Origin of the sequence: Tardiphaga sp. (assembly GCF_041424195.1) — a bacterium.
In the GTDB taxonomy this organism is placed as follows: Bacteria; Pseudomonadota; Alphaproteobacteria; order Rhizobiales; family Xanthobacteraceae; genus Tardiphaga.
Genome location: NZ_JBGMOE010000135.1, coordinates 12,439 through 34,205, shown reverse-complemented (window position 1 = coordinate 34,205; position 21,767 = coordinate 12,439). Strand labels below are relative to the sequence as shown.

The 21,767-nt window shown below is 61.4% G+C and carries 14 protein-coding genes; 8 read left to right on the top strand and 6 right to left on the bottom strand.

All coding sequences use genetic code 11. From position 1 onward, the window contains the following. The first annotated feature begins 6 nt into the window (after positions 1-6). The 4 genes from ACEK02_RS18290 to ACEK02_RS18275 all read left to right on the top strand — a co-directional run bounded on the left by ACEK02_RS18290 (position 7) and on the right by ACEK02_RS18275 (position 4,822). The gene (locus ACEK02_RS18290; protein ID WP_371422997.1) at positions 7-1,674 is read left to right on the top strand and encodes a PAS domain-containing protein; all 1,668 of its coding nucleotides are present in this window, start codon (positions 7-9) and stop codon (positions 1,672-1,674) included. A 56-nt stretch (positions 1,675-1,730) separates the two neighbouring features. After that, positions 1,731-2,360, top strand: a complete 630-nt coding sequence (locus ACEK02_RS18285) for a CoA pyrophosphatase (RefSeq protein WP_371422996.1) — start codon at positions 1,731-1,733, stop codon at positions 2,358-2,360. Between the two features lie 75 nt (positions 2,361-2,435). After that, on the top strand, positions 2,436-3,416 hold the full coding sequence (locus ACEK02_RS18280; protein ID WP_371422995.1) for a Bug family tripartite tricarboxylate transporter substrate binding protein: 981 nt from the start codon (positions 2,436-2,438) through the stop codon (positions 3,414-3,416). Positions 3,417-3,631: 215 nt separating this feature from the next. Further along, a complete protein-coding gene (locus ACEK02_RS18275) occupies positions 3,632-4,822 on the top strand; it encodes a hypothetical protein (protein ID WP_371422994.1) in 1,191 nt (396 codons plus the stop codon). 54 nt (positions 4,823-4,876) lie between these two features. Here ACEK02_RS18275 and ACEK02_RS18270 read toward each other — a convergent pair whose 3' ends face one another. From ACEK02_RS18270 to ACEK02_RS18250, 5 genes are all read right to left on the bottom strand, one after another. Beyond that, positions 4,877-5,662: a DUF4167 domain-containing protein gene (locus ACEK02_RS18270; RefSeq protein WP_371422993.1), complete on the bottom strand. Its 786-nt coding sequence runs from the start codon at positions 5,660-5,662 to the stop codon at positions 4,877-4,879. Positions 5,663-6,140: 478 nt separating this feature from the next. Beyond that, positions 6,141-7,031, bottom strand: coding sequence for a peptide chain release factor N(5)-glutamine methyltransferase (gene prmC, locus ACEK02_RS18265; RefSeq protein ID WP_371422992.1), 891 nt, complete (start codon positions 7,029-7,031; stop codon positions 6,141-6,143). Further along, on the bottom strand, positions 7,028-8,113 hold the full coding sequence (gene prfA / locus ACEK02_RS18260) for a peptide chain release factor 1 (RefSeq protein WP_371422991.1): 1,086 nt from the start codon (positions 8,111-8,113) through the stop codon (positions 7,028-7,030). The genes prmC and prfA overlap by 4 nt, the downstream gene beginning before the upstream one ends. 57 nt (positions 8,114-8,170) lie before the next feature. Beyond that, positions 8,171-10,438, bottom strand: a complete 2,268-nt coding sequence (ptsP, locus tag ACEK02_RS18255; RefSeq protein ID WP_371422990.1) for a phosphoenolpyruvate--protein phosphotransferase — start codon at positions 10,436-10,438, stop codon at positions 8,171-8,173. A 265-nt stretch (positions 10,439-10,703) separates the two neighbouring features. Next, positions 10,704-11,957, bottom strand: a complete 1,254-nt coding sequence (locus ACEK02_RS18250) for an aspartate kinase (RefSeq protein WP_371422989.1) — start codon at positions 11,955-11,957, stop codon at positions 10,704-10,706. A gap of 153 nt (positions 11,958-12,110) precedes the next feature. On the opposite strand from ACEK02_RS18250, the gene ACEK02_RS18245 reads away from it, so the two are divergent. Together ACEK02_RS18245 and ubiG are read left to right on the top strand one after the other, a co-directional pair. Beyond that, the gene (locus tag ACEK02_RS18245; RefSeq protein ID WP_371423023.1) at positions 12,111-12,566 is read left to right on the top strand and encodes a PH domain-containing protein; all 456 of its coding nucleotides are present in this window, start codon (positions 12,111-12,113) and stop codon (positions 12,564-12,566) included. A 15-nt stretch (positions 12,567-12,581) separates the two neighbouring features. Further along, entirely contained in the window at positions 12,582-13,340 is a 759-nt protein-coding gene (gene ubiG, locus ACEK02_RS18240; protein ID WP_371422988.1) for a bifunctional 2-polyprenyl-6-hydroxyphenol methylase/3-demethylubiquinol 3-O-methyltransferase UbiG, read from the top strand. 36 nt (positions 13,341-13,376) lie between these two features. Here the strand turns inward: ubiG and ACEK02_RS18235 are convergent, their stop codons facing one another. After that, a complete protein-coding gene (locus ACEK02_RS18235; protein WP_371422987.1) occupies positions 13,377-14,210 on the bottom strand; it encodes an MBL fold metallo-hydrolase in 834 nt (277 codons plus the stop codon). Between the two features lie 274 nt (positions 14,211-14,484). Between ACEK02_RS18235 and ACEK02_RS18230 the strand changes: the two genes are divergently transcribed. After that, positions 14,485-15,348: a GAF domain-containing DNA-binding protein gene (locus tag ACEK02_RS18230; protein ID WP_371422986.1), complete on the top strand. Its 864-nt coding sequence runs from the start codon at positions 14,485-14,487 to the stop codon at positions 15,346-15,348. A gap of 277 nt (positions 15,349-15,625) precedes the next feature. Beyond that, positions 15,626-21,766 (top strand): autotransporter-associated beta strand repeat-containing protein, encoded by a 6,141-nt coding sequence (locus ACEK02_RS18225; RefSeq protein WP_371422985.1) that lies wholly within the window; start codon positions 15,626-15,628, stop codon positions 21,764-21,766. Position 21,767: the final 1 nt, after the last annotated feature.

The window sequence follows — 21,767 nt, the reverse complement described above, 5'->3', positions numbered from 1 at the left end:
CGACAGATGTTTAACCGACAGAGCAAGATCGATTTGCAGAATGCGTTGGCGCAAGCGACCGCCATCAGTCGCTCCCAGGCCGTCATCGAGTTCAATCTCGATGGCACGATCATCAGGGCGAATGAAAATTTTCTCAAGGCGCTCGGCTATACGCTCGATGAGATCAAGGGCAAGCATCACCACATGTTTGTGGAGCCCGGCGTACGCGAGAGTGTCGCTTATCGGGAGTTCTGGGGTAACCTTAACAAGGGCGAATTTCAGACAGGGCAGTTCAAGCGGGTCGCCAAAGGCGGCAGGGAAATCTGGATCGAAGCCTCCTATAATCCGGTTATGGACAAGAACGGCAAGCCGTTCAAAGTCATCAAATTCGCCACAGATATCACGGCGCATAAACTCGAAAGTCTCGAGGCCTACGGAAAGGTGGCCGCGATCAGTCGCGCACAAGCGGTCATCGAATTCAATCTTGATGGCTCCGTCATTGTCGCCAACGAGAATTTCCTGAACACGGTTGGTTACGCGCTGTCCGAAATACAGGGGCGACATCACAGCATGTTCGTGGAAGCCGGAGAACGAGATGGCGCAGCTTACCGGGACTTCTGGGCGCGGCTCGGCCGGGGTGAGTATCAGGCGGCCGAATACAAGCGAATCGGCAAGGGTGGCAAGGAAGTCTGGATTCTCGCGACCTATAATCCGATTCTCAATGATGCCGGCAAGCCGTTCAAGGTCGTGAAATTCGCGACCGACGTGACCCAACAAAAGCTGCTTGCCGCTGATAGCAACGGCCAGGTGGCAGCTATTCGAAAGTCGCAGGCGGTCATCGAGTTTCGCATGGATGGCACCGTCCTGACGGCAAACCAGAATTTTCTTGATGCGGTCGGTTACACGATCGACGAAATCCGCGACCGGCATCACAGCATGTTCGTCGATCCGGCGGAGCGATCCGGTGCGGCCTATGTGGAATTCTGGGCGAGCCTCAATCGCGGGACGTACCAGGCCGCGGAATACAAGCGCATCGGGAAGGGGGGACGGGAAATCTGGATCCAGGCGTCCTACAATCCGATTTTCGATCTCAACGGCAAGCCGTTCAAGGTGGTCAAATACGCCGCCGATATTACGGCGCAGGCCATGGCCCGACTGAAAGCCGAGCGCGCTCGTTCCCTGATCGAGTCGGTCGCAGCGGGCAGCGAAGAGATGAATGCATCGATCCGCGAAATCTCCGAGACGATGGTGAAGTCCCGTCAGACGGCGGAGTCCGCGGTGCAGCAGGTAGAGACGGCGGACATCCAGGCGCAGCGACTCACCTCGGCTGCCCATGCAATGGGTGGCATCGTTGGACTCATCGGCGACATCACCGGTCAGATCAATCTGCTCGCACTCAATGCGACCATCGAATCGGCTCGCGCGGGGGAGGCGGGTCGAGGCTTTGCGGTGGTCGCGGCGGAGGTCAAGAACCTGGCCAACCAGGCCAAGCAGGCGACCGACAAGATCAGCAGCGAAATCGAGGCCCTGAACGGTATCTCCAGTGACGTGGTCGGAGCGCTGGTCTCGATCAAACAGGCCATCGAACATGTCAACGAGTTCGTGACCTCGACGGCGGCGGCCGTCGAGGAGCAGAGCACTGTGACATCAGATATGTCGGACAACATGCAGCGTGCAGCATCCGAACTGGCCTAAAGCGCTGTATTCGTGTGACTTTGTTGCATCATCCGTGATTGTGCTATCAATCGCGGATGATGCTGCCGTTCAATGCCGCCACCCGAAACATGATCGAAACGCGCGTCGCCGCATTCACGCGGGTCGATGAGGGGCCGCAAGCATCCGGGCTGAAACGTGCGGCGGTGGGCCTCGTGATGGCCGAAGCGGAGAACGCAGGAGAGACCTCGCTGTTGCTGACATTGCGGGCATCCAGCCTCCGTGCGCACAGCAATCAATGGGCGCCTCCTGGCGGTCGCTGTGACCCCGGCGAAACACCGTCGGAGGCTGCGCTCCGTGAATTGCATGAGGAACTCGGTCTGCAGCTCACGCAGGACGATGTCATCGGTATCCTCGATGATTATCCAACCCGCTCCGGCTATCTGATCACGCCGGTTGTGATGTGGGCGCAAGATAGCGCGCGGCTGGCTCCCAATCCTGACGAGGTCGCATCGGTTCATCGTATCGCGCTGTCGGAGATCGCGCGGCCGCAAGCATTCAATTTTATTGCGATTCCCGAGAGCGATCGGCGCGTGATCCGGTACAGTCATTTCGGGCACATGATCCACGCACCGACTGCCGCGCTGATTTATCAATTCAGCGAATTGCTCGCAGGCCGAACCACCCGCGTGGCCGAGCTGGAACAGCCGGTCTTCGCCTGGAAGTAGCGTCCCTGTTGCGAAGCAGCGTCGTTTCGGCAACGATGCCGGCAACAAGAATGCGTTTCGGGGAGGATGGTCGCCATGGTGACATGGAAGGGATGGCTGTGCGCTGCCATGGTGGCATGTGCCTGGGACGGCTCAACGGGCCTTGCGCGGGCGCAGAACTATCCGGAACGCCCCGTCACATTGATTATCCCTTTCGCGCCTGGTGGCAGCACGTCGATTGTCGGGCGCGTCATCGCCGACAAGATGAGCGAGACGCTTGGCGAGAAAATCATCGTTGATAATAGGGCAGGCGCCGGCGGCACCGTGGGAACGCACGCCGTCGCCAAGAGCGCGCCGGACGGCTACACGATCGGTCTCGGCTATACCGGTACGCTGGCGATCGGACCCACGCTCTACACCAAGGCCGGCTACGATCCGCGCAAGGATTTCGCGCCAATCGGAATGATCGGCAATTCGCCGAACTCTCTGGTGGTGCACCCGTCGTTCCCGGCAAAGACGGTTGCCGAACTGATCGCCTATGCGAAGGCGAACCCCGGCAAACTCAATTTCGGTTCGGCGGGGGCAGGTACCGCAAGCCACATCACCGGCGAATATTTCGGTCATGCGGCGGGTATCACCTTGGTGCATGTGCCTTACAAGGGAACCGGGCCGGCGCTGGTCGACCTGATCGGCGGGCATATTCCAATGGCCTTCGCGCCGATCCCTGCGACTCATGCCAATATTGCCGGTGGACAGCTGCGCGGGCTGGCGGTGACCAGTCTCACACGCACAAGCCTGCTTCCGGACGTGCCGACCATTGCCGAATCCGGACTGCAGGGTTTTGATGCGTCGCTGTATTATGGCCTGATCGCGCCGGCCGGAACGCCGCGGCCGATCATCGACCGACTCAACAAGGAACTGCGCGCGGCGCTGGCCTCCGACGAGGTCAGAAAACGCCTGCAGCAGGATGGCACTGAACCGACGCCGGGCACGCCGGACGATTATGCGGTCTTCATCGATCAGGACGAGGCCAAATGGTCGCGGATCGTCAAGACCAGCGGCGCCAGGGAAAAGTGAAGCATTCCAAGTGGTTGACGAGCGCAGGGGTGGCGGGAAACCGCCGTTGTGGTTAGGGGGGCGACAGGTATTGGAAAGACAATCTTCACCAAACTGCTCCAACGTCGTTCGGACGGGAACACCATTGACTCACGTCGGGGCCAGCGCGGGGCGGCGTTCGGTCTCAGTGATTTGCATTGATGCGGGCGCAGGTCTGCAACTACTCAACAGGTCTCATGTCTCATTCGATTCGCTCATTGGCCGTCATCGCTCCGGTCGTCCTGCTATTGGCGTCCTCGCCTGCGTATACGTTTGACTCGAACGGACTGCCCGGAAATGTCGCCAATGCCATGGCGCAGGCTGCTTCGCCGCAAGCCATCGCGGAATACCGTCGCAAACTTGCAGAATATCAGGAAGCGCGCGCCGCCTTCGATCAGGAGGCCGGTGCCTATTGGGATGCGATCTCTGAGAAGCGGAAGATCCGCAATGCCAAGCGTCGCGACCGCCAGCAGATCACGCTGAATGACTACGTGCTGGAACAGGCACCGCTTTATGAAGGACCGAAGCGTCCGGTGAATCCAGAGCCCGAGGATGCTCCGCGCGTTCGCAAGGATCTTCCGGTGGTGGCAGACTTCCTCGCTGCGGCGAGGGAGCAATTCCAGTTCGTGCCGCAGCGGCCTGCCAACGAGATGGAGTTCAAGCGCGCCTATGCTCGTGCCGCCTTGCAGGCCGGGCTGACACGCGACATTGCGGTGCGCGTCTATTCCTTCGAGACCGGCGGCAATGGCGGCCATGACATGCAGTCGGGCCTGAACCCGTCGCGTCCGGGATCGCGCGCGATCTCCACCGCTATTGGTTACAATCAGCTGCTCACGGCCAATACGACGACGCTCGTTGCCGAACAGGGGTCTCAGATTTTGAAGGTACTGAGCGAGAAGGCATCGACGCTCTCAGGCCCACAGCGCAAGGCGATGGATCACAAGATTGGGGTGTTCAAGCGGATGCAGGCGATCGTGCGCAGCGTTCCGCAAAACTGGAACGCTCTTGAGAAGCTTGGCACGACGCCGCAGGGCTGGGCCATGCATGCGCTGGTGCTGGACATGGACATCGGCCCGCAATTGCAGGTCCACAAACTGCTGACCTCCGTGAATTTTGCGCGCACCCGCGGCTTCGATCGCCCGCTCAGCGCAGCCGAACTGGAGATGATGAATCTCACCGGCGATGGCAACGGCTTCGATATGGTGACCATGCCGCAGGCGATGCGCGAACAGGTGCCGACGGCGAATTTCTTCCAGCGCGGCGGCTATGAACGCAATCCGGTGGCGATCCGCCACAATACCGTGGCCAAGCTGCTCGCAGTCACCAACGCGCGAATGGACAGCAACAGCAATCTGCCAGGCGCAAAAGAATTGGCCGCGGCTTTTTGAGCCACGGCCAATCCATACTTCGTGATGTGCGCTCTCCCCGGAGAGCGGCTGGGCTTATGAGTTGCCCGGATTGAAATCGTCGCTTGGTGCTTCTGCCGGCGCGCCTGCTGCAGCAACGTCGGGGCGAGGACCGTGCGGACGGCGGCGACGACGCGGCGGGAAGCGCTCTCCACCACCATTCTGTTCGAAACCGCCTGGGGCCGCACCCGGCTGAGGCTGCGCACCACCCGTGATGAAAGAAGGCAGGCGATCGACACCATCGCCGACCGGCATCATCGGCTGCGGTTGCGGCTGATATTGCGGTTGGGCCTGCGGCTGATTCTGCTGGCGTTGTTCGCGATGATTGTTCTCGCGGGGCTGATAAGGCTGTTCGCCGCGCTGCTGATAAGACTGACCACCCTCACGCTGCTGAGGCTGCTCGCGCTGTGCAAAGGGCTGCTGCTGCACTGGCACAAAACCGGGTTCGGCACCGAAGTTCGAATAGCTCTCGCTCTCGTCGTCGCTATCCTCCGCGGGCATCTCGTTTTCGGTGCGCGGCTGCGGTTGATTCTGCCGGAACTGCTCCTGGGCGGCGGCGATCAGGCGGAAATAATGCTCGGCGTGCTGATAATAGTTCTCGGCGGCAACCGGATCACCGGAGCTGCGCGCATCGCGCGCCAACTGGACGTATTTCTCTGCGACGTGGGAAGCGGTGCCGCGGATCTTGATATCGGGGCCGTTCGATTCGAACACCCGGGTCATCGGGTTCTGGCCGCGCCGATTGTTATTGTTGTTGTTACTATTGTTGTTGCGGTTGTTGTTGTTCCGCATCCGCTTGTTGTTGTTCTGACCGTTTCGCATGTGTCGCCTTCAGTTATCGATCCAGAGTGTCACAGAGCTGTGTTTCAAAGAGATGATTGCCGCAGCACATTGCGGGATGCGGCCGCGTCAAGCGTCCGAATCGTCGTGCAGGCCTTCGCTGCATCGATCTTGCCGTCATTCGCGTTCAACAAAGACGCGTTCCCCAACCGCCCGCTGACCGTGCCAGCCGGACCAAATCACCCACCTGCCGAAACAAGGCCAGGCTTCTGTGCGTGAAGTTTAAAGCGCAATATCAGGCTTTCGTTCGCTTTGCGGTCGTAAGCAGCGCAGCTTTATCAGCCCTCGCGCTCAATCAGACCTGCCTGTTGGAACCTTTCACCCGGACGGGCTCTCTAGCGAGAATTCTGGCTTCCTGCCGTAAATCTACGGGGCGAGCCAACCCTGAACCGATGTTGTGACAGGAAGGTAGTCGCTCCCCGGGGATATTCCAAGTGGTTTTTTCTGTCCTAAGAAGGCTTTATCGGGGCTTTTTTTGTCCTGATACCGCCCTGCGGACGCCTCCCAGATCAGCTTTTGGGGGCGCTGGGAGGATTAGCCCGGATGCCGCCATCAGACCGGCGACAGCGTCGCTCTGGTCGTGGCCCACCTCGACCACCAGAAGGCCGCCGGGCGCCAGCAACCGTGCGGCTACAGGGGTGATGATGCGATAGGCATACAGTCCGTCCTTTCCGCCATCCAGGGCGCGGAGCGGGTCGTGGTCGCGCACCTCGATGTCGAGGCCGGCGATATCGGCCGAGGGAATATAGGGCGGATTGGAGACGATCAGGTCGAGGCTGCCGGTCAGGGCCGAGGCATAGTCACAGACAACGAAATGGGCGCGCCCGATCAAGCCGAGTTGCGCAGCGTTGGAGCGAGCCGTCCGCAGGGCGTCGAGATTGATATCGGTCGCAATGCCGGTGGCGTTGGTTAACTCCGAAAGCAGCGCCAGCAGGATCGCGCCCGAGCCAGTGCCGAGATCGGCGATCACAAGCGGACGGTCGCGTGGACCTGTCGCATCGAGAAATTCGAGCGCCGCCTCGACGATGGTTTCGGTATCGGGGCGGGGCACCAGCGTATCGGGCGATAGTTGCAGCGGCAGGCCCCAGAATTCTTTCATGCCGAGGATGCGGGCGACGGGTTCGCCATCGATGCGGCGTTGTGCGAAGCGGGCAAGTTGGGCCGCTTCATCGGACGTCAGGATGCGTTTCGCTGCCGAGATCAAGCCGGTGAGATCGAGTCCGAGCGCGGCACCAGTCAGCAAGCGGGCGTCGAGTTCAGCGGAATCGATGCCTTGGGTGCGGAGCAGATTGGTCAATGAGCGTCGTGCGTTCTCGACAGTCTGTCCGGCGAACGTGTCGCCGGCGCTCACGCCGCGTCGCCCTGAGCTGCGAGCTGCGCGGCCTGATGTTCGGTCGTGAGCGCATCGACAAGTTCGCCCAACGCCTCGCCGGCAATCACCTGCGGCAGCTTGTAGAGCGTGAGATTGATGCGGTGATCGGTGACGCGGCCCTGCGGAAAGTTGTAGGTGCGGATGCGCTCCGAGCGGTCGCCTGAGCCGACCTTCTCCTTACGCTCCGCCGAGCGCGCGGCGTCGAGGCGCTGTTGTTCGGCATCGTAGATGCGCGAGCGCAGGATGTTCATCGCCGAAGCGCGGTTCTTATGCTGCGAGCGGCTGTCCTGCATCATCACCACGATGCCGGTCGGGATATGCGTGATGCGGATCGCCGATTCGGTCTTGTTGACATGCTGACCGCCGGCGCCCTGGGCGCGCATGGTGTCGATGCGCAGGTCGTCCTGCTTGATGTCGATATCCACTTCTTCGACTTCGGGCATGACAGCGACCGTTGCCGCCGACGTGTGAATGCGCCCCTGAGTCTCCGTATCGGGCACGCGCTGCACGCGGTGCACACCGGATTCGAATTTCAATTTGGCAAACGCACCGCGGCCCTTCACCTCGGCGATGATTTCCTTGTAGCCGCCCATGGTGCCTTCGGAGGCCGAGATCACCTCGACCTTCCAGCCGGACAGCGCCGCGAAGCGCTCATACATCCGGTACAGGTCGCCGGCGAACAGTGAGGCTTCGTCGCCGCCGGTGCCGGCACGAATTTCCAGCACCACATTGCGCTCGTCCATTGCATCCTTCGGCAACAGCGCCACGCGGATTTCCTGCGCGAGTGCCGCGATGCGTTCTTCCAGTGCCGGGCGCTCGGCCTGCGCCATCTCGCGCATCTCGGCGTCGGTGCCCGCATCGGCAATCATCGCATCGATATCTTTGATCTCCGCAAGCGCACCGCGATAGGTCTTCACCGCGTCGATCAGCGGATTGAGCTCGGACAGCTCGCGCGTCATCTTCACATAATTTTCGGCGCTGACCTGACCCATCAATTGTGCCTCGAGCGAGGCATGATGGGCGAGGAGAACGTCGAGTTTGGTTTCGGGCAGCATGGACATGGGGACGTCTCGGAGATCGCAGAAAAGGAAAGGTGGGTCGTGCGGGCAAGGGCCTCGCTACAACGATAGCCCCTCGGCTTCGGCGAATTCGGTGAGCTTCTGCCGGATCGAGACGCTGCCCGAAGGAGCGTCGAGCAGTCGTGTCATCAAGGCCTCGGCCTTCTCGGCATCGAGGTCGAGGATGAGCGCTTTCACGGGGCCGTGCGCGGTGGCTGACAGCGACAGCGAGCGGTAACCCATGGCGACCAGCGCCAGCGCGCCGATCGGCTGAGACGCCATCTCGCCGCACAGCGAGACAGGACGCTTGGCGGCGTCGCCCTTTTGCACGATCTCACGCAATACACGCAGGATCGGCGCCGACAGCGTATCGAAGCGTTCCGACACCTTGGCATTGCCGCGGTCGACAGCGAACAGGAACTGGAACAGGTCGTTGGAGCCGACGGAAACGAAGTCGACCTTCTTCAGGAGTTCGTCGAGCTGATAAACCAGCGCAGGCACCTCGATCATGGTGCCAACATCGATCCGCTCTGGCAGCGCATGGCCATGCTGGCGCAGATAGGTCAGCTCACGCTCGATGATCGCCTTGGCCTGATCGAACTCGGCCACTTCCGAAATCATCGGGAACATGATGCGCAGTGCCCGCCCGCCGCCCGCGCGCAGCAGTGCGCGGATCTGGCCGCGCAGCAGACCCGGCCGATCGAGGCCAAGACGGATCGCGCGCCAGCCGAGCGCCGGGTTTTCCTCGACGATGGTCTCCATGTACGGCAGCGCTTTGTCGCCGCCGATATCGAGGGTGCGGAACGTCACCGGCTTCGGGCCGGCGGCATCGAGCACGGCCCGATAGAGCGCCAGCTGATCGCTGGAGCGGGGCAGGCTTTCGCCGACCATGAACTGCAGTTCGGTGCGGAACAGGCCGATGCCCGCGGAGCCGGTGTCGTCGATATGCGGGAGGTCGATGATCAGTCCGGCATTGATCAGGAGATCGACCTTCTGGCCGTCCTTGGTGACACAGGGCCGATCGCGCAACGCCGAATACTGCGCCTGTCGCCGCGCGCGGAAACGCACGCGCTCCGCATAGGCGGATTCGATTTCCTGCGATGGGCGGATGTAGATCGAGCCGGATGTGCCATCGACGATGATGGCGTCGCCGGGATCGGCGATGCCAGGCGCGTTGGCGACTTCGCCGATCGCGGGAATGCCGAGTGCGCGTGCCACGATCGAAACGTGCGAATTGGCGGTGCCTTCCTCTAACACCAGGCCACGCAGCTTCTTGCGGTCGTAGTCGAGGAGGGCGGCCGGGCCCATCGCGCGTGCGATCAGGATCGCATTGTCCGGCATCTGTTCGCGCGAGGGCGCGTGATCCTGACCGACCAGCTGCCGCATCAGGCGATGGCCGAGATCTTCAAGATCATGCAAGCGGTCGCGCAGATAGGGATCGGTGGAACGCAGCATGCGCGCACGGGTATCCGACTGCACGCGTTCGACGGCGGCTTCGGCGGTAAGGCCCGTGGCGACGGCTTCGTGCAGCTTGTGCGACCAGCCGTGGTCATTGGCGAACATGCGATAGGCTTCGAGCACATCGCGGTGCTCACCGCTGTCGGCGACGTCGCCCCGTTCCAGCATGCGGTCGAGGTCCGAGCGCAGCTTGGTCAGCGCCATGTCCAGCCGCTTGATTTCTTTCGGCAGGTCTTCAGCGATGTAATTGGTGATGACAACGCGCGGCTCATGCAGCACCACATGGCCGAGCGCGATTCCATCAGAGAGGATGGCGCCGGTCTTGTGCAAGGAATGCCGCGCCGCGGGTTCGGCGCCCGGCTGGGCCAGCGCCGAAAGCTCGCCGGAGGCAATCATCTCGGCAAGCACCATCGCCGTTGTCTGCAGCGCCTCGACTTCTTCCTCGACATAAGTGCGCTTGGCGCGGTTCTGCACCACCAGCACGCCCAGCGTATTGCCGGCGCGCAGGATCGGCACACCGAGGAACGAGTGATAGATTTCTTCGCCGGTCTCCGGGCGGAACGAGAAGGCCGGATGGCTCTGCGCGTCGTTGAGATTCAACGGCGTCGCCTCAGATGCCACGAGACCGACGAGGCCTTCATGAGCTGACAGGACGGTCTGGTGGACAGCGTCGCGGTTGAGGCCTTCGGTGGCGTAGAGCTCGAGTGTATTGTCGACGCGCAGCACGTATGTCGAGCAGACTTCCGCCACCATATTGGCGGCGATCAACACCACGATCTTGTCGAGGCGTTCCTGAGCGCTGACCTGCTCCGCCATCACTTCGCGGAGCCGTCTCAGCAAGACTCGGGGGCCACCCGACGCGCTCCGCATGTGCCGACACCCTCCCCGCGAAGCCGGCACCCGGAAAAACCGCGTGTCGGCGCTAAGCCTCAGAAAACAATAAAGTTTGTGCCGCCGCGCAACAAGAGGCGCAGCGACAGAACCGTATCAGATTGTCCGAAACGGCGCCCTCAGCCGCGACGGCTGCCCATGCAGGCCGTATAGCGAATTGAGGGTTGTTTTGCCAAGCAAAACGCTTGCCAGACAAGAAACACACCGTTCACATCAAAATAACGGATGTTTCAGGAAAAATTTTCTACGCTTTGTCGAGGCCATACAGCGTGTGCAGGGTGCGAACCGCCAGTTCCGTATAGGCCGTATCGATCAGGACCGAGAACTTGATCTCGGACGTGGTGATTGCCCGGATATTGATCTGGCGCTCGGAGAGGGCGGCGAAGGCCTGCGCGGCGACGCCGGCATGGCTGCGCATGCCCGATCCGATCACCGAGACCTTGGCAACATCGGTTGCGCTGTCGATGCGGGCATAGCCGATCTTGGCCTTGGCCGCGGTGATGGTCTCTTTGGCCCGGGCGTAGTCGGTGGCCGGCACAGTGAAGGTCAGGTCGGTGGTCTTGCCGTCTTCGGAGACGTTCTGGACGATCATGTCCACATTGATGTTGGCTTCGGCCAGCGGCACGAAGATCGAGGCAGCAACGCCCGGCTTGTCCTCGATCTGGCGGACGGAGATCTGGGCTTCGTCCTTGGAAAAGGCGATTCCGGTGACGACGTGGCTTTCCATGATTTCCTCCTCGCTGCAGATCAGCGTGCCCGGCGGGGTGCCGTGCGGGTCGATGTCTTCGGGTTTGTCGAAACTTGAGCGCACGAAAATCGGCATGTTGTGGACCATGCCGAGTTCCACGGAGCGGACCTGCAGCACCTTGGCGCCCTGCGACGCCAGCTCCAGCATTTCCTCGAACGCCACCTTGTTCATGCGTTGTGCCTTCGGCACGACACGTGGATCGGTGGTATAGACGCCGTCCACGTCGGTATAGATGTCGCAGCGGTCGGCCTTGATCGCGGCAGCAATCGCCACTGCCGAGGTGTCGGATCCGCCGCGGCCCAGCGTGGTCACGCGCCCGGTCTGTTCATGGATGCCCTGGAAGCCGGCAATGACGGCCACTTCCTTGCGCTCTGTGAAGCGCTTGATGATTTCCTTGCCGTCGATCTCTTCGATCCGGGCCGACGCGTGGGCGTCTGATGTCTTGATCGGGATCTGCCAGCCCTGCCACGAGCGGGCCTGGATGCCGACAGCCTGCAGCGCAATCGCCAGCAGGCCAGCGGTCACGAGTTCACCGGACGCGACGATGGCATCGTATTCCCGGGCGTCATGCATTGGCGACACTTCGCTGCACCAGGCCACCAATTCGTTGGTTTTGCCCGACATCGCCGACACCACGACCGCGACTTCATGACCGGCATCGACCTCGCGTTTGACGTGTTGCGCGACGTTGCGGATGCGGTCGATGTTGGCGACGGACGTACCGCCGAATTTCATTACGAGCCGGCCCATGACGAGTGGTGCATTCCCTGACGACAGAGGGTAAAGATACCGCGCATGACGTGCGCGGGCGAAAACGCGCGTATACATAGCGGCGGGGATGGGGGCAAGCAACCCGGGTTCCTGATCCCTTGGAATGACCCGAGACAGGCAATTGGACGGCGGATGGGGCGCTATATCGACGATATCCTGCAGCCGGGCGAGAAGGTGCTATATTCCAGCAACTTGCACTGGATAATTTACTGGAAGGGCATTCTAGGATGGATCGTGGCCGCCGCGCTTCTGATGCTGGCCGGCCCGACGGTGATGCCGGCATCCTTGATCGGGGCCGGCCTTGTTGCTGTGCTCGCTCTCTACTGGACGGTGGTCGCTTGGTTCCGGCGCTGGACGACTGAGACTGACGTCACAAATCTGCGGGTTATCTACAAAGAAGGCTTCATCACGCGGAAGACTTTCGAGCTTAGCACCGACAAGGTCGCTAGCGTCGGCGTCAATCAAAACATATTGGGGCGCATCCTGAATTACGGAGACGTCACCATCGAGAATATGGGCAACGATGCGCAGGAGATAAAGACCATCGCGTCGCCGCTCGCATTTCGCAGCCACATCACAGCGCGATAGGACAACGGCTCAACAATGGCCATCCAAGCAAACTTCTCCGACGCTTCTGCATCCTCCGTCGATGCCAGCGAAGTCGCGAAATTCTCGAAGCTGTCCGAGGAATGGTGGGACCCTCGCGGCAAGATGGCGCCGCTGCACAAGATCAACCCGCTGCGCCTGACCTATATTCGCGACGCCGCTTGCCGCAAGTTCGATCGCAATGTTCGCAGCCTGAATTGTCTGAGCGGATTGCGCATGCTCGATATCGGCTGTGGCGCCGGTCTGCTCTGTGAGCCGTTCACGCGGCTCGGCGCACAGGTGATCGGTATCGATCCCTCCGCCACCAATATCGCTGCCGCCAAGCTACATGCCGAGAAAGGGCATTTGTCCATCGACTATCGCTGCACCACTATCGAGGACATGGACAAACGTGAACGCTTCGACATCGTCCTGGCGATGGAAGTGGTCGAGCATGTGGTCGATGTTGGTGCTTTCCTCGATCGCTGCGCGTCGATGCTGAAGCCCGGTGGCCTGATGGTGGTCTCGACGCTGAACCGGAACTGGAAGAGCTTTGCGCTCGGCATCGTCGCCGCTGAATATGTTCTGCGCTGGCTGCCGCGGGGCACCCATCAGTGGGACAAATTCGTCACCCCGGACGAACTCGCGCATCATCTGTCGCGCAACAAGCTGGAAATCACCGAACAATCAGGCGTGGTCTACAATCCGCTCGGTGACCGCTGGACGCTGTCGTCCGATATGGACGTCAATTACATGGTTGTTGCGGAAGAGGTGTAGCGTTTCAGTTCCGCTTGCCTCCGCCTCGCCAAATCGTCAAACCCCATTGAGAATAATCACCATCGGCGCCTTGGGCAGCGTATTGAGTGATATCGTCAGCGTTTGGGCGCTGCGCTGATCGATATCGAACTGCTTCCCGATCTTTGTCATAAAATCGCTGAGCGGCGTCATGAAGCGATGCATGGGTAGCACCACCGAGGCACGTAGCCGCCGGGTGATTTCGGATACGCCGTCGAGGGACATCGTGTAGCTGCCATCGATCGGTACCATCACGATGTCGAGGCGACCGATCGCGGCGAAGTGGCTTTCGTCGAGTTTGTGGTGCAGATGGCCGAGATGGCCGATGCACAGGCCGGCCACCTCGAAGATGAAGATCGAATTGCCATCCTTGACCATCTCGCCGCCGGCGTCGTCGTTATAGTAACGACGGATATCGGTCGTGACGTTGCGGATCAGCACGTCGCCAATGCGCTCATGGATCCGTGCGGGCTGCCCGGCCTCGCCCCATCCGTGCAGCACGGTCTTGATCCGCGGGTCCGGATTCAGCGTGTAATGAGTGCCATGCGCCCGGTTCATCGTCACGACGTCCGGAATGCGATCGAGCTTGTAGACGCCGTTATAGTCGGTGGCGATGGTCACTCCGCCGGGTGTGTCGATGTAATAGGTGGAGTGTCCGGCATAGGTGATGGCGACTTCACCGGCCTTCGCCGCAGTCCGGCGCAAACTGACTGGAACAGCGAGTGGTGGCCGTGTGGCCATTGCCAGACACTCACTTCCCCGCGGGGTATTTTGCGCGAGTGCCGGCGTAACGACCCAACTCAGCGCCCAACAAGTCAGGGCTCCGAGAACGACAGACAGAAATCGCAGCATGATCCGGCAGTCTCCGAATGCGCTTTGCTTCAATGTATCGCCAAAAGCGGACGCCGCAATGCCGGTTGTGGCGTCGAAAACTGCCCAAGATCGCATCGCGCGATGTGGATGCTCGGGTGCCGCGATGGGATAGTCGCCATGCTGCACGGACTGACACGTTGCCGAACATAAGGTGGTCGAGTAGGTTTTGTGACCAATACCGCGAGTACTGCAGTTGTCACCGGATTCAGTTCAGCCTTGGGAATTCGTCAACCGCGACGATCGTGTCGCGGCGATGCAGTCGGATTGGGTATTCGACACGGCGATGCTGCTGCTGACGCGGCCGCTTGATACTGCGATTGCCGAGATACTCCAAGCCATAGGCGCCGCCGCCGGCGCCGATCGCGCGTGGATGTTCGAATACGACGCAGACCATTTGCGCTTTCGCAACACCCATGAGTGGAGTCGCGGCGGGGTTGGGTCATTTGTGCAGGACCTGCAGCATGCGCCGGTCACCATGATCGGCTGGCTGCATCAACGGCTGGTCCTGGGGCAGGCTGTGATGGTCAATGACATCGAGGCGCTGCCACGCAGCGCTGGTCCGCTGCGCGCTGAATTTATCCGGCAGAACAACAAAAGCGTGCTCAGTGTGCCGGTATTTCATGACGGCAGGCTCGTCGCCTGTATCGGTTTCGATGGGGTCACAGCATCGCGCCGGTGGTCGGATGAAATCCCTGATCTGTTTCGTTGTGCCGATCTCATCGCGGCGGCACGCTATAGCCGGTCGGCGATCACCTCTGGTAGGAACGATTCGCAGGCTGCACATCCCGCACTGATTTATTTACGCCGCGCGCACGGCGTTCTCGGTACGCCATTGACCGAAATCGTCGGCCTGCGCTCTTCTAAAGACTATACCGAGGTGTGGCTGGTGGATGGCGCGATGGTGCTCGATCCAAGGCCGCTGACCCAGTGGCTGGGCCTGATTCCGCCGGGCTGGTTCGTGCGCATCCATCGCACGGCCGTGGTCAATCATCAGTTCGTGCGCGAGGTCGTGCGCCGGTCGAGCGGAGCGTGGCAATTGCGCCTACATGACTATGAAGACCACTGGCCGGTGTCGCGCGCCGGCCGAGCTGAGCTACGAGCGCATCTTGGCATTTGAACTACATCAAGCGAAATGAAGGTGAGTGCGTTAACGACTCATATTCTCGTGCTTGATTGGCGTCAGTCTCCCGCTGGTCATGATTTAATAAATCGTTATCAACGTCAGAAGAACGAGTGTTTTGTGCCGCGTGTGTTGCTGTGTTTCAACACGCAAAAATCCTGCTGCGCATTCGTCGAACCTGTAGGTCGATTCGTCGATCTTTGATTGCGACTCATCATACGATCGCATGTTTCATGAGCTTCACTCGCGTCAATCTGCGAGCTGGAGTTGGATCGTGAAGCTCCCACTATCTTTCGTCGTCAGCTCAGCGCGCCGCAGCCGCTCGGGCAAGAGCAGCGGCACCGTCGTGCGCCGTGCTAACACATTGATGACGTCGACAGCCATGACGCTGTCGCTTGCCGGCCCGTTGCTGGTTGTTGCGGCGATTGCTTCATCGCTAGCGGTTCATGCCCAGTCCTCCGGACTTGGCGGCACTGGCGGCGCTCACTCTACCAGCGATCCGAAGACGGGTGGGGCAGGCGGCGTGATCGATCCGGCGAATGGCGGCGGCGGCGGTGGCGGCGGCGGCAGGGATGCCGACAACACCCATCCGAAAGACGCCAACATCGGCGATGGCGGCAAGGGTGGCAGCGGTGCGCATGCCACAGGAGGAGGGCTAGGCGGCCTGGGAGGGGTTCCGGGGTTTATTGGCTCGCAACTGGCGGGCGGCGAAATCCAGGGGCAGGCAGGACAATACGGCTGGTTTCCCGAGAAGGGTCCCGGCGCAGATGGGACCAGCTGGTTTCACGGAATGGGTCATGACGGCGGTAGCGGCGGCGGCGGCGGAGGAGGCGGCACCGGCGCGATCTTCAGCGGGTCATTCGTTCCCGGCAACCTGTTCATTGCAGGCGGCAGAGGCGGCTACGGCAGCGTCGGTGCGAGCGGCGGCAGTGGCGTGTTGGCCTTTTACGGCACCTTCATGGCCCCCGGTTATGGCGGTGGGGGCGGCGGAGGTGGCGGTGGCGGCGGCGGCGGAATAGGTCTCTTCTCCAGCGGAGAGGTTTTAGAAACGCTTGCACCGACGATCAGAGGTGGTCTCGGCGGTTGGGGCGGCGCCGGCGGTGGTGGAGGCACTGGCGCCCCCGATACTATCGGCAACTATTGTCCCGGCGGACAGCCGCCCTGCATCACCACTGCAACCGACGGCGGCGTCGGGGGCGATGGCGGCAGTGGCGGCAATGGTGGCAACGGCGGCGCCGGCATCGTCGTCTCAAGAGCGCGCCTGACCGTCATTGAGGGCGGCGCATCGGTGCTCGGTGGCGCCGCCGGCGGCGGCGGGGCCGGCGGGTCGGGCGGCCAGGGCGTTTCCGGCGGCAATGGTGGCAATGGCGGTGCTGGCGGTAGCGGCGGCGATGGCATCGTGTTGACGAATCCCGGCACCATACGCGTCGACCGTGGCGGATTGGTGCAGGGCGGCGATGCGGGGGTCGGCGGTGCCGCTGGCCCGGGCGGCGGCGGATGGGAGCTCGGCAATGGAAGCAGCGGTCACGCCGGCGCGAATGGAGTGGGGGGAGCCGGCATCTTCGGGCAAAGCGCCGGCGTAACGGTTGTTGCCGGCGGGACGATCGAAGGCGGGCGGAATATCGACGGATCGCGCGCCGCGGCGATTTTGTTCACCGGCGGTGGCAACAGGTTGGAGCTCTGGTCCGGCGCGAACATTACAGGCGATGTCGTCGTCGGTCTGAATGCTAGCAATCCCAACATTTTTGCGTTGGGCGGCTCACAGAATGCGACTTTCGATCTCTCTGCACTCGGCACGAAGTATCGGGGTTTCTCGGCGCTGGAAAAAAATGGCGACGCCGTCTGGACGCTTTCGGGAATATCGACATCCTTTGACGGCGATTTGCGCGCCAACGCCGGCAGTCTGGCCTTTGCTGGTGGCGCCAGACTGACGACGGCCAATGGCTATGTTGGCTATGACAGCGGTACCGATGCCAATGTCACCGTCTCTGGCCCAGGCGCATCGTGGCTCAATACCAATCTGTTCGTCGGCTATCGCGGCAACGGCTCATTGCTGATTGCGGGTGGCATGCATGTGACTGCAGCTACCGCTTCGATTGGCAACGATGCGTCCTATGTCGCGCATGGCACGGTGAGCGTCGACGGTGCAGGGTCGGCGCTCGATGTCCAGACCCTGAGGATCGGCGCAGCGTCTGTTGGCGCGCTGACGGTGAGCAATGGAGGCGCCGCGAAGGCGCGCACGATTCAGGTGGGCGCCTCCGGCGTCAGCGGTGCGTTGAGTATCGGATCCGAGCCCGGGGCAGCGGCTCTGGCGCCTGGTGTTGTGACAGGCCCGGTTGAACTCGCACAAAGCGGCACGCTCAATTTCAACCATACGAGCGGGGATTATCTCTTCAACAACCTCATCACCGGCAATGGCGCGATCAATGTGCTGTCAGGTACCACGATCCTGTCCGGTCGCAGTGCTGCTTTTACGGGTACCACGGAAATCCTGAGCGCAACGCTTGGCGTGACCGGACAACTCGGTGGCACGGTCAATGTCGATGCGGGCGGACGCCTTACCGGCAATGGCTCCGTCGGTGCCGCCACGGTGCTCAACGGTGGCACCCTTGCACCTGATGGCACGGGCCGTCTGACGGTGAACGGAAACCTGTCGATGCTTGCCGGCAGCGCCTTCGATTTCAATCTGGGTCATTTCTCGGCCGGAGCGATTTCAACGACGTCAGCGAGTGTCTTCGTCAACGGCGATGTTTCGCTCCACGACGTGACATTCAACATCAGTGGTACGGGTGCGCCACCGGTTGGATACTATCGCATGATCAGCTACACCGGCGGTTCGTCAATCTCCGGACTAGCCGCCGGCACGACGCCCCCGATCTCGGCACTGTTTCCCGTCACCTATTCGATCGATAGCTCACGGCCCCACGTGGTGGATCTTATTGCTTCGCCCAACGGCACTGACATCCTCCAACGTTGGGATGATGCGTCGAGTGGTGCCGCGGGTGGCAGTGGAACCTGGAATGCGCTTAACAATAACTGGTTTGATCTGGGCGGCGTTGCCAACACCACGTGGGGCTCCATCTATGGCGTCTTCAACGGCCCAGGCGGTACGATCACGATAGATGGATCGCAGAAATTCTATGGGCTGCAATTCGTCGGTGGCCTCTACAACCTTGTTCAAGGCACCGGCGAGTTACGGCCAACCGCGCTGGACGGCTCGGACGGTATTGGTGAGCTGCGTGTTCTGTCGGGCGAGATGGTGACGATCTCGGCTCCGATTGTAGGTGCCGGTGGTGTGAACAAGACGGGGGGCGGCACGCTCGTGCTTGCTGGCACCAGCACCTATACCGGCGGCACAACCATCAGCGGAGGCACGCTGCAGATTTCGTCGAATGCAAATCTCGGTGCCGCGACCGGCGGTCTCAGCTTCGATAACGGCATCTTGCATACGACTGCAAACATCGCCTCGGCACGCGACGTGTCGCTGCTTGGCATCGGCGAGATCGATACCGACGCTGCAACGGCGCTGGTGCTCACCGGCACGGTGTCCGGCGGGGGCAGCCTGGTCAAGGCCGGCGACGGCACACTGGTGTTGTCGAACGTCAATAGCTGGACCGGCGGCACCGTGCTTGAAGCCGGTATGCTGCAGCTTGGCGCTTCCGGTGCACTGCCCAACGGCAGTGACGTGATCGTCTATGGCGGCAAGCTCGATCTCAACGGTTACAATACCACGACTCATTCGCTGATCGGATTCGGTGGCGAGATCACGCTCGCCAGTGCGCAACTGACGCTGGATCAGGCGAGCGATACAGTCATCGCAAGTACAATCACGGGTGTAGGTGGCAGCCTCGTGAAATCCGGCAGTGGCACGTTGCTATTGTCTGGAGCGAATACTTACACAGGCGGCACGACAGTGTCCGGCGGCGCCGTTGCAGTCATCGCGGACGCTAATCTCGGCGCGGGCTCGCTGACGCTCTCGGGCGGCACGCTGCTGACGCTCGCCGATATCGCGTCCGCGCGAAACATCGTGCTGAGCGGCAACGGCACGATCGAGACACTGTTCGGAACGACATTTTCGACAACAGGAAATGTCTCGGGCGCTGGCGCCCTGATCAAGGACGGTTGGGGCACGCTGGTCCTGGCAGGCGTCAATTCTTACAGCGGCGGCACGACGATCAATGCCGGCACGCTGCAGATCGGCAATGGCGGTACCACTGGCACACTGTCCGGTAATGTCACGAACAATGGTGTTCTGGCATTCAACCGATCTAACAACATCTTCTACAATGACGTCATCTCCGGTCCGGGCGCTGTTATCCAGGTCGGCGCAGGTCTTACGGCATTTGGCAATGACAACACCTACCGCGGTGGCACGTTGATCTCTGCCGGTACGCTGCAACTCGGCACTGGCAGCACAGCGGGCTCTATCATCGGCGATGTCATCAACAACGGCACGTTCCAGATCTTCCGCTCCGATGTCTACACATTCGGCGGGACGATCACGGGAACCGGCATGTTCCGGAATGTCGGCACCGGCACGGCGGTCCTGACGGCAGATAATACTTACAGCGGTGGCACGGAGATCGCGCGAGGCATTCTGCAGATAGGCGATGGTGGTTTCACCGGATCGATCGTTGGCAATGTCATCAACAATGGCGAACTCGTCGCGAAGCGCGACGGTCTGCTGACATTGGCGGGTGCCATCTCCGGCAGCGGTTCGTTTGCACAAAGCGGTCCCGGCACCACCCGCCTCGACGGCATCAATTCCTATACGGGCGCAACCGACGTCAAGGCCGGCACGCTCAGCGTCAACGGCTCGATCGCGGCATCGTCGCTGGTGAGCGTCGAACGCGGCGCGACGCTCGGCGGCAACGGCATCGTCAGCACCGCACAGATCCTAGATGGTGGCATGCTGTCGCCAGGAAATTCGATCGGGCTGCTGTCAGTACAAGGCAATCTGACATTTGCTGCAGCTTCGAGCTACATGGTGGAAGTATCTGGCTTGGCGGCGGATCGGACCAATGTCACCGGCACCGCGTCGCTCAACAATGCAGGCGTTCGCGTCAGCTTCGATCCCGCGGCCTATGTGCGTGAACGCTACACGATCTTGAATGCCGCAGGCGGCATTACAGGCTCGTTCAGCCCAAATATCGTCAGCGACGAGCCGCCCTCGTTCATCACGACGCTGAGCTACGATGCTCAAAACGTTTACCTCAATGTCGATCTGAAGCTGACGGGTCTTAATATCAACCAGAACAACATCGCCTCATCTCTGAACACCTATTTCAGCAACCATGGCGGCATTCCCTATGCGCTCGGCGCGATGACACCGGAAGACCTCACGCAGGCGTCGGGCGAACTCTCAACCGGCGTGCAGCAAAACACCGTGCAGGCCATGACGCAATTCATGGGCGTGTTGACCGATCCTTTCGCTGCCAATCGTGGTCTTGCGACTGCGGGCACAGCTTCGAACGCCTTCGCGTCGGCGGATCGTTCAGCGGCATCGTGGCGCGATGCCTACGGCACGATTACCAAGGCGCCACCTGCGGCGGCGAGTTTCGAGTCGCGCTGGAACGTCTGGGCCGCCGGTTTTGGTGGTGGTCAGGCGACCGACGGCAATACGATCGTCGGTTCGCACAACAGCAGCAGCCGGATCGGCGGCATTGCCGTTGGTGCCGATACCTGGCTGTCGCCGGAGACGCTGGCTGGCTTCGCCGTGGCTGGTGGTGGCACCAGTTTCGGCCTCACCGATAACCTCGGCACCGGTCATTCGGATCTGTTCCAGATAGGCGGCTTCATTCGTCACCATGAAGGATCGGCCTATTTCACCGGCGCACTCGCTTATGGTTGGCAGAACGTTACCACGGAACGGCTGGCGACCATCGTCAATGCGGACAGGCTGCGCGCGAACTTCACCGCGCACGCTTTCTCGGCGCGCGTTGAAGGCGGCCATCGCAGTGTGCTGCCGTGGCTCGGCGGCATGGGTTTGACGCCCTATGCCGCGGGCCAGGTCACGAATATCGATCTGCCGGCCTATGCGGAAACGGTTGTCGCCGGCGGCAGTAATTTCGCGCTGAACTATACCGCGCGTAATGTCACAGCGACCCGCAGCGAACTGGGCTTGCGCACCGACAAGTCATTCGCACTCGACGAAGCATTGCTGACGCTGCGTGGACGCGCGGCCTGGGCGCATGATTTCAACCGTGACCGCTTCGCACAGGCATCGTTCCAGTCGCTGCCCGGTGCGAGCTTCGTGGTGAATGGCGCGGCGATGGCACCCGATGCTGCGCTGACCAGCGCGAGTGCGGAGGTCATGCTCGGCAGCGGGCTGTCGGTCGCGGCGACCTATGAGGGCGAATTCTCCAATCTCACCCGCAGCCATGCGGGCAAGGGCGTCGTTCGCGTCGTCTGGTAGC

Excerpts from the sequence above, each read along its gene's own strand:
- ACEK02_RS18290 (WP_371422997.1), top strand. The coding sequence starts at position 7 with ATGTTTAACCGACAGAGCAAGATCGATTTGCAGAATGCGTTGGCGCAA.
- ACEK02_RS18285 (WP_371422996.1), top strand. The coding sequence starts at position 1,731 with ATGATGCTGCCGTTCAATGCCGCCACCCGAAACATGATCGAAACGCGC.
- ACEK02_RS18280 (WP_371422995.1), top strand. The coding sequence starts at position 2,436 with ATGGTGACATGGAAGGGATGGCTGTGCGCTGCCATGGTGGCATGTGCC.
- ACEK02_RS18275 (WP_371422994.1), top strand. The coding sequence starts at position 3,632 with ATGTCTCATTCGATTCGCTCATTGGCCGTCATCGCTCCGGTCGTCCTG.
- ACEK02_RS18270 (WP_371422993.1), bottom strand. The coding sequence starts at position 5,662 with ATGCGAAACGGTCAGAACAACAACAAGCGGATGCGGAACAACAACAAC.
- prfA (WP_371422991.1), bottom strand. The coding sequence starts at position 8,113 with ATGTCCATGCTGCCCGAAACCAAACTCGACGTTCTCCTCGCCCATCAT.
- ptsP (WP_371422990.1), bottom strand. The coding sequence starts at position 10,438 with ATGCGGAGCGCGTCGGGTGGCCCCCGAGTCTTGCTGAGACGGCTCCGC.
- ACEK02_RS18250 (WP_371422989.1), bottom strand. The coding sequence starts at position 11,957 with ATGGGCCGGCTCGTAATGAAATTCGGCGGTACGTCCGTCGCCAACATC.
- ACEK02_RS18245 (WP_371423023.1), top strand. The coding sequence starts at position 12,111 with ATGGGGCGCTATATCGACGATATCCTGCAGCCGGGCGAGAAGGTGCTA.
- ubiG (WP_371422988.1), top strand. The coding sequence starts at position 12,582 with ATGGCCATCCAAGCAAACTTCTCCGACGCTTCTGCATCCTCCGTCGAT.
- ACEK02_RS18235 (WP_371422987.1), bottom strand. The coding sequence starts at position 14,210 with ATGCTGCGATTTCTGTCTGTCGTTCTCGGAGCCCTGACTTGTTGGGCG.
- ACEK02_RS18230 (WP_371422986.1), top strand. The coding sequence starts at position 14,485 with ATGCAGTCGGATTGGGTATTCGACACGGCGATGCTGCTGCTGACGCGG.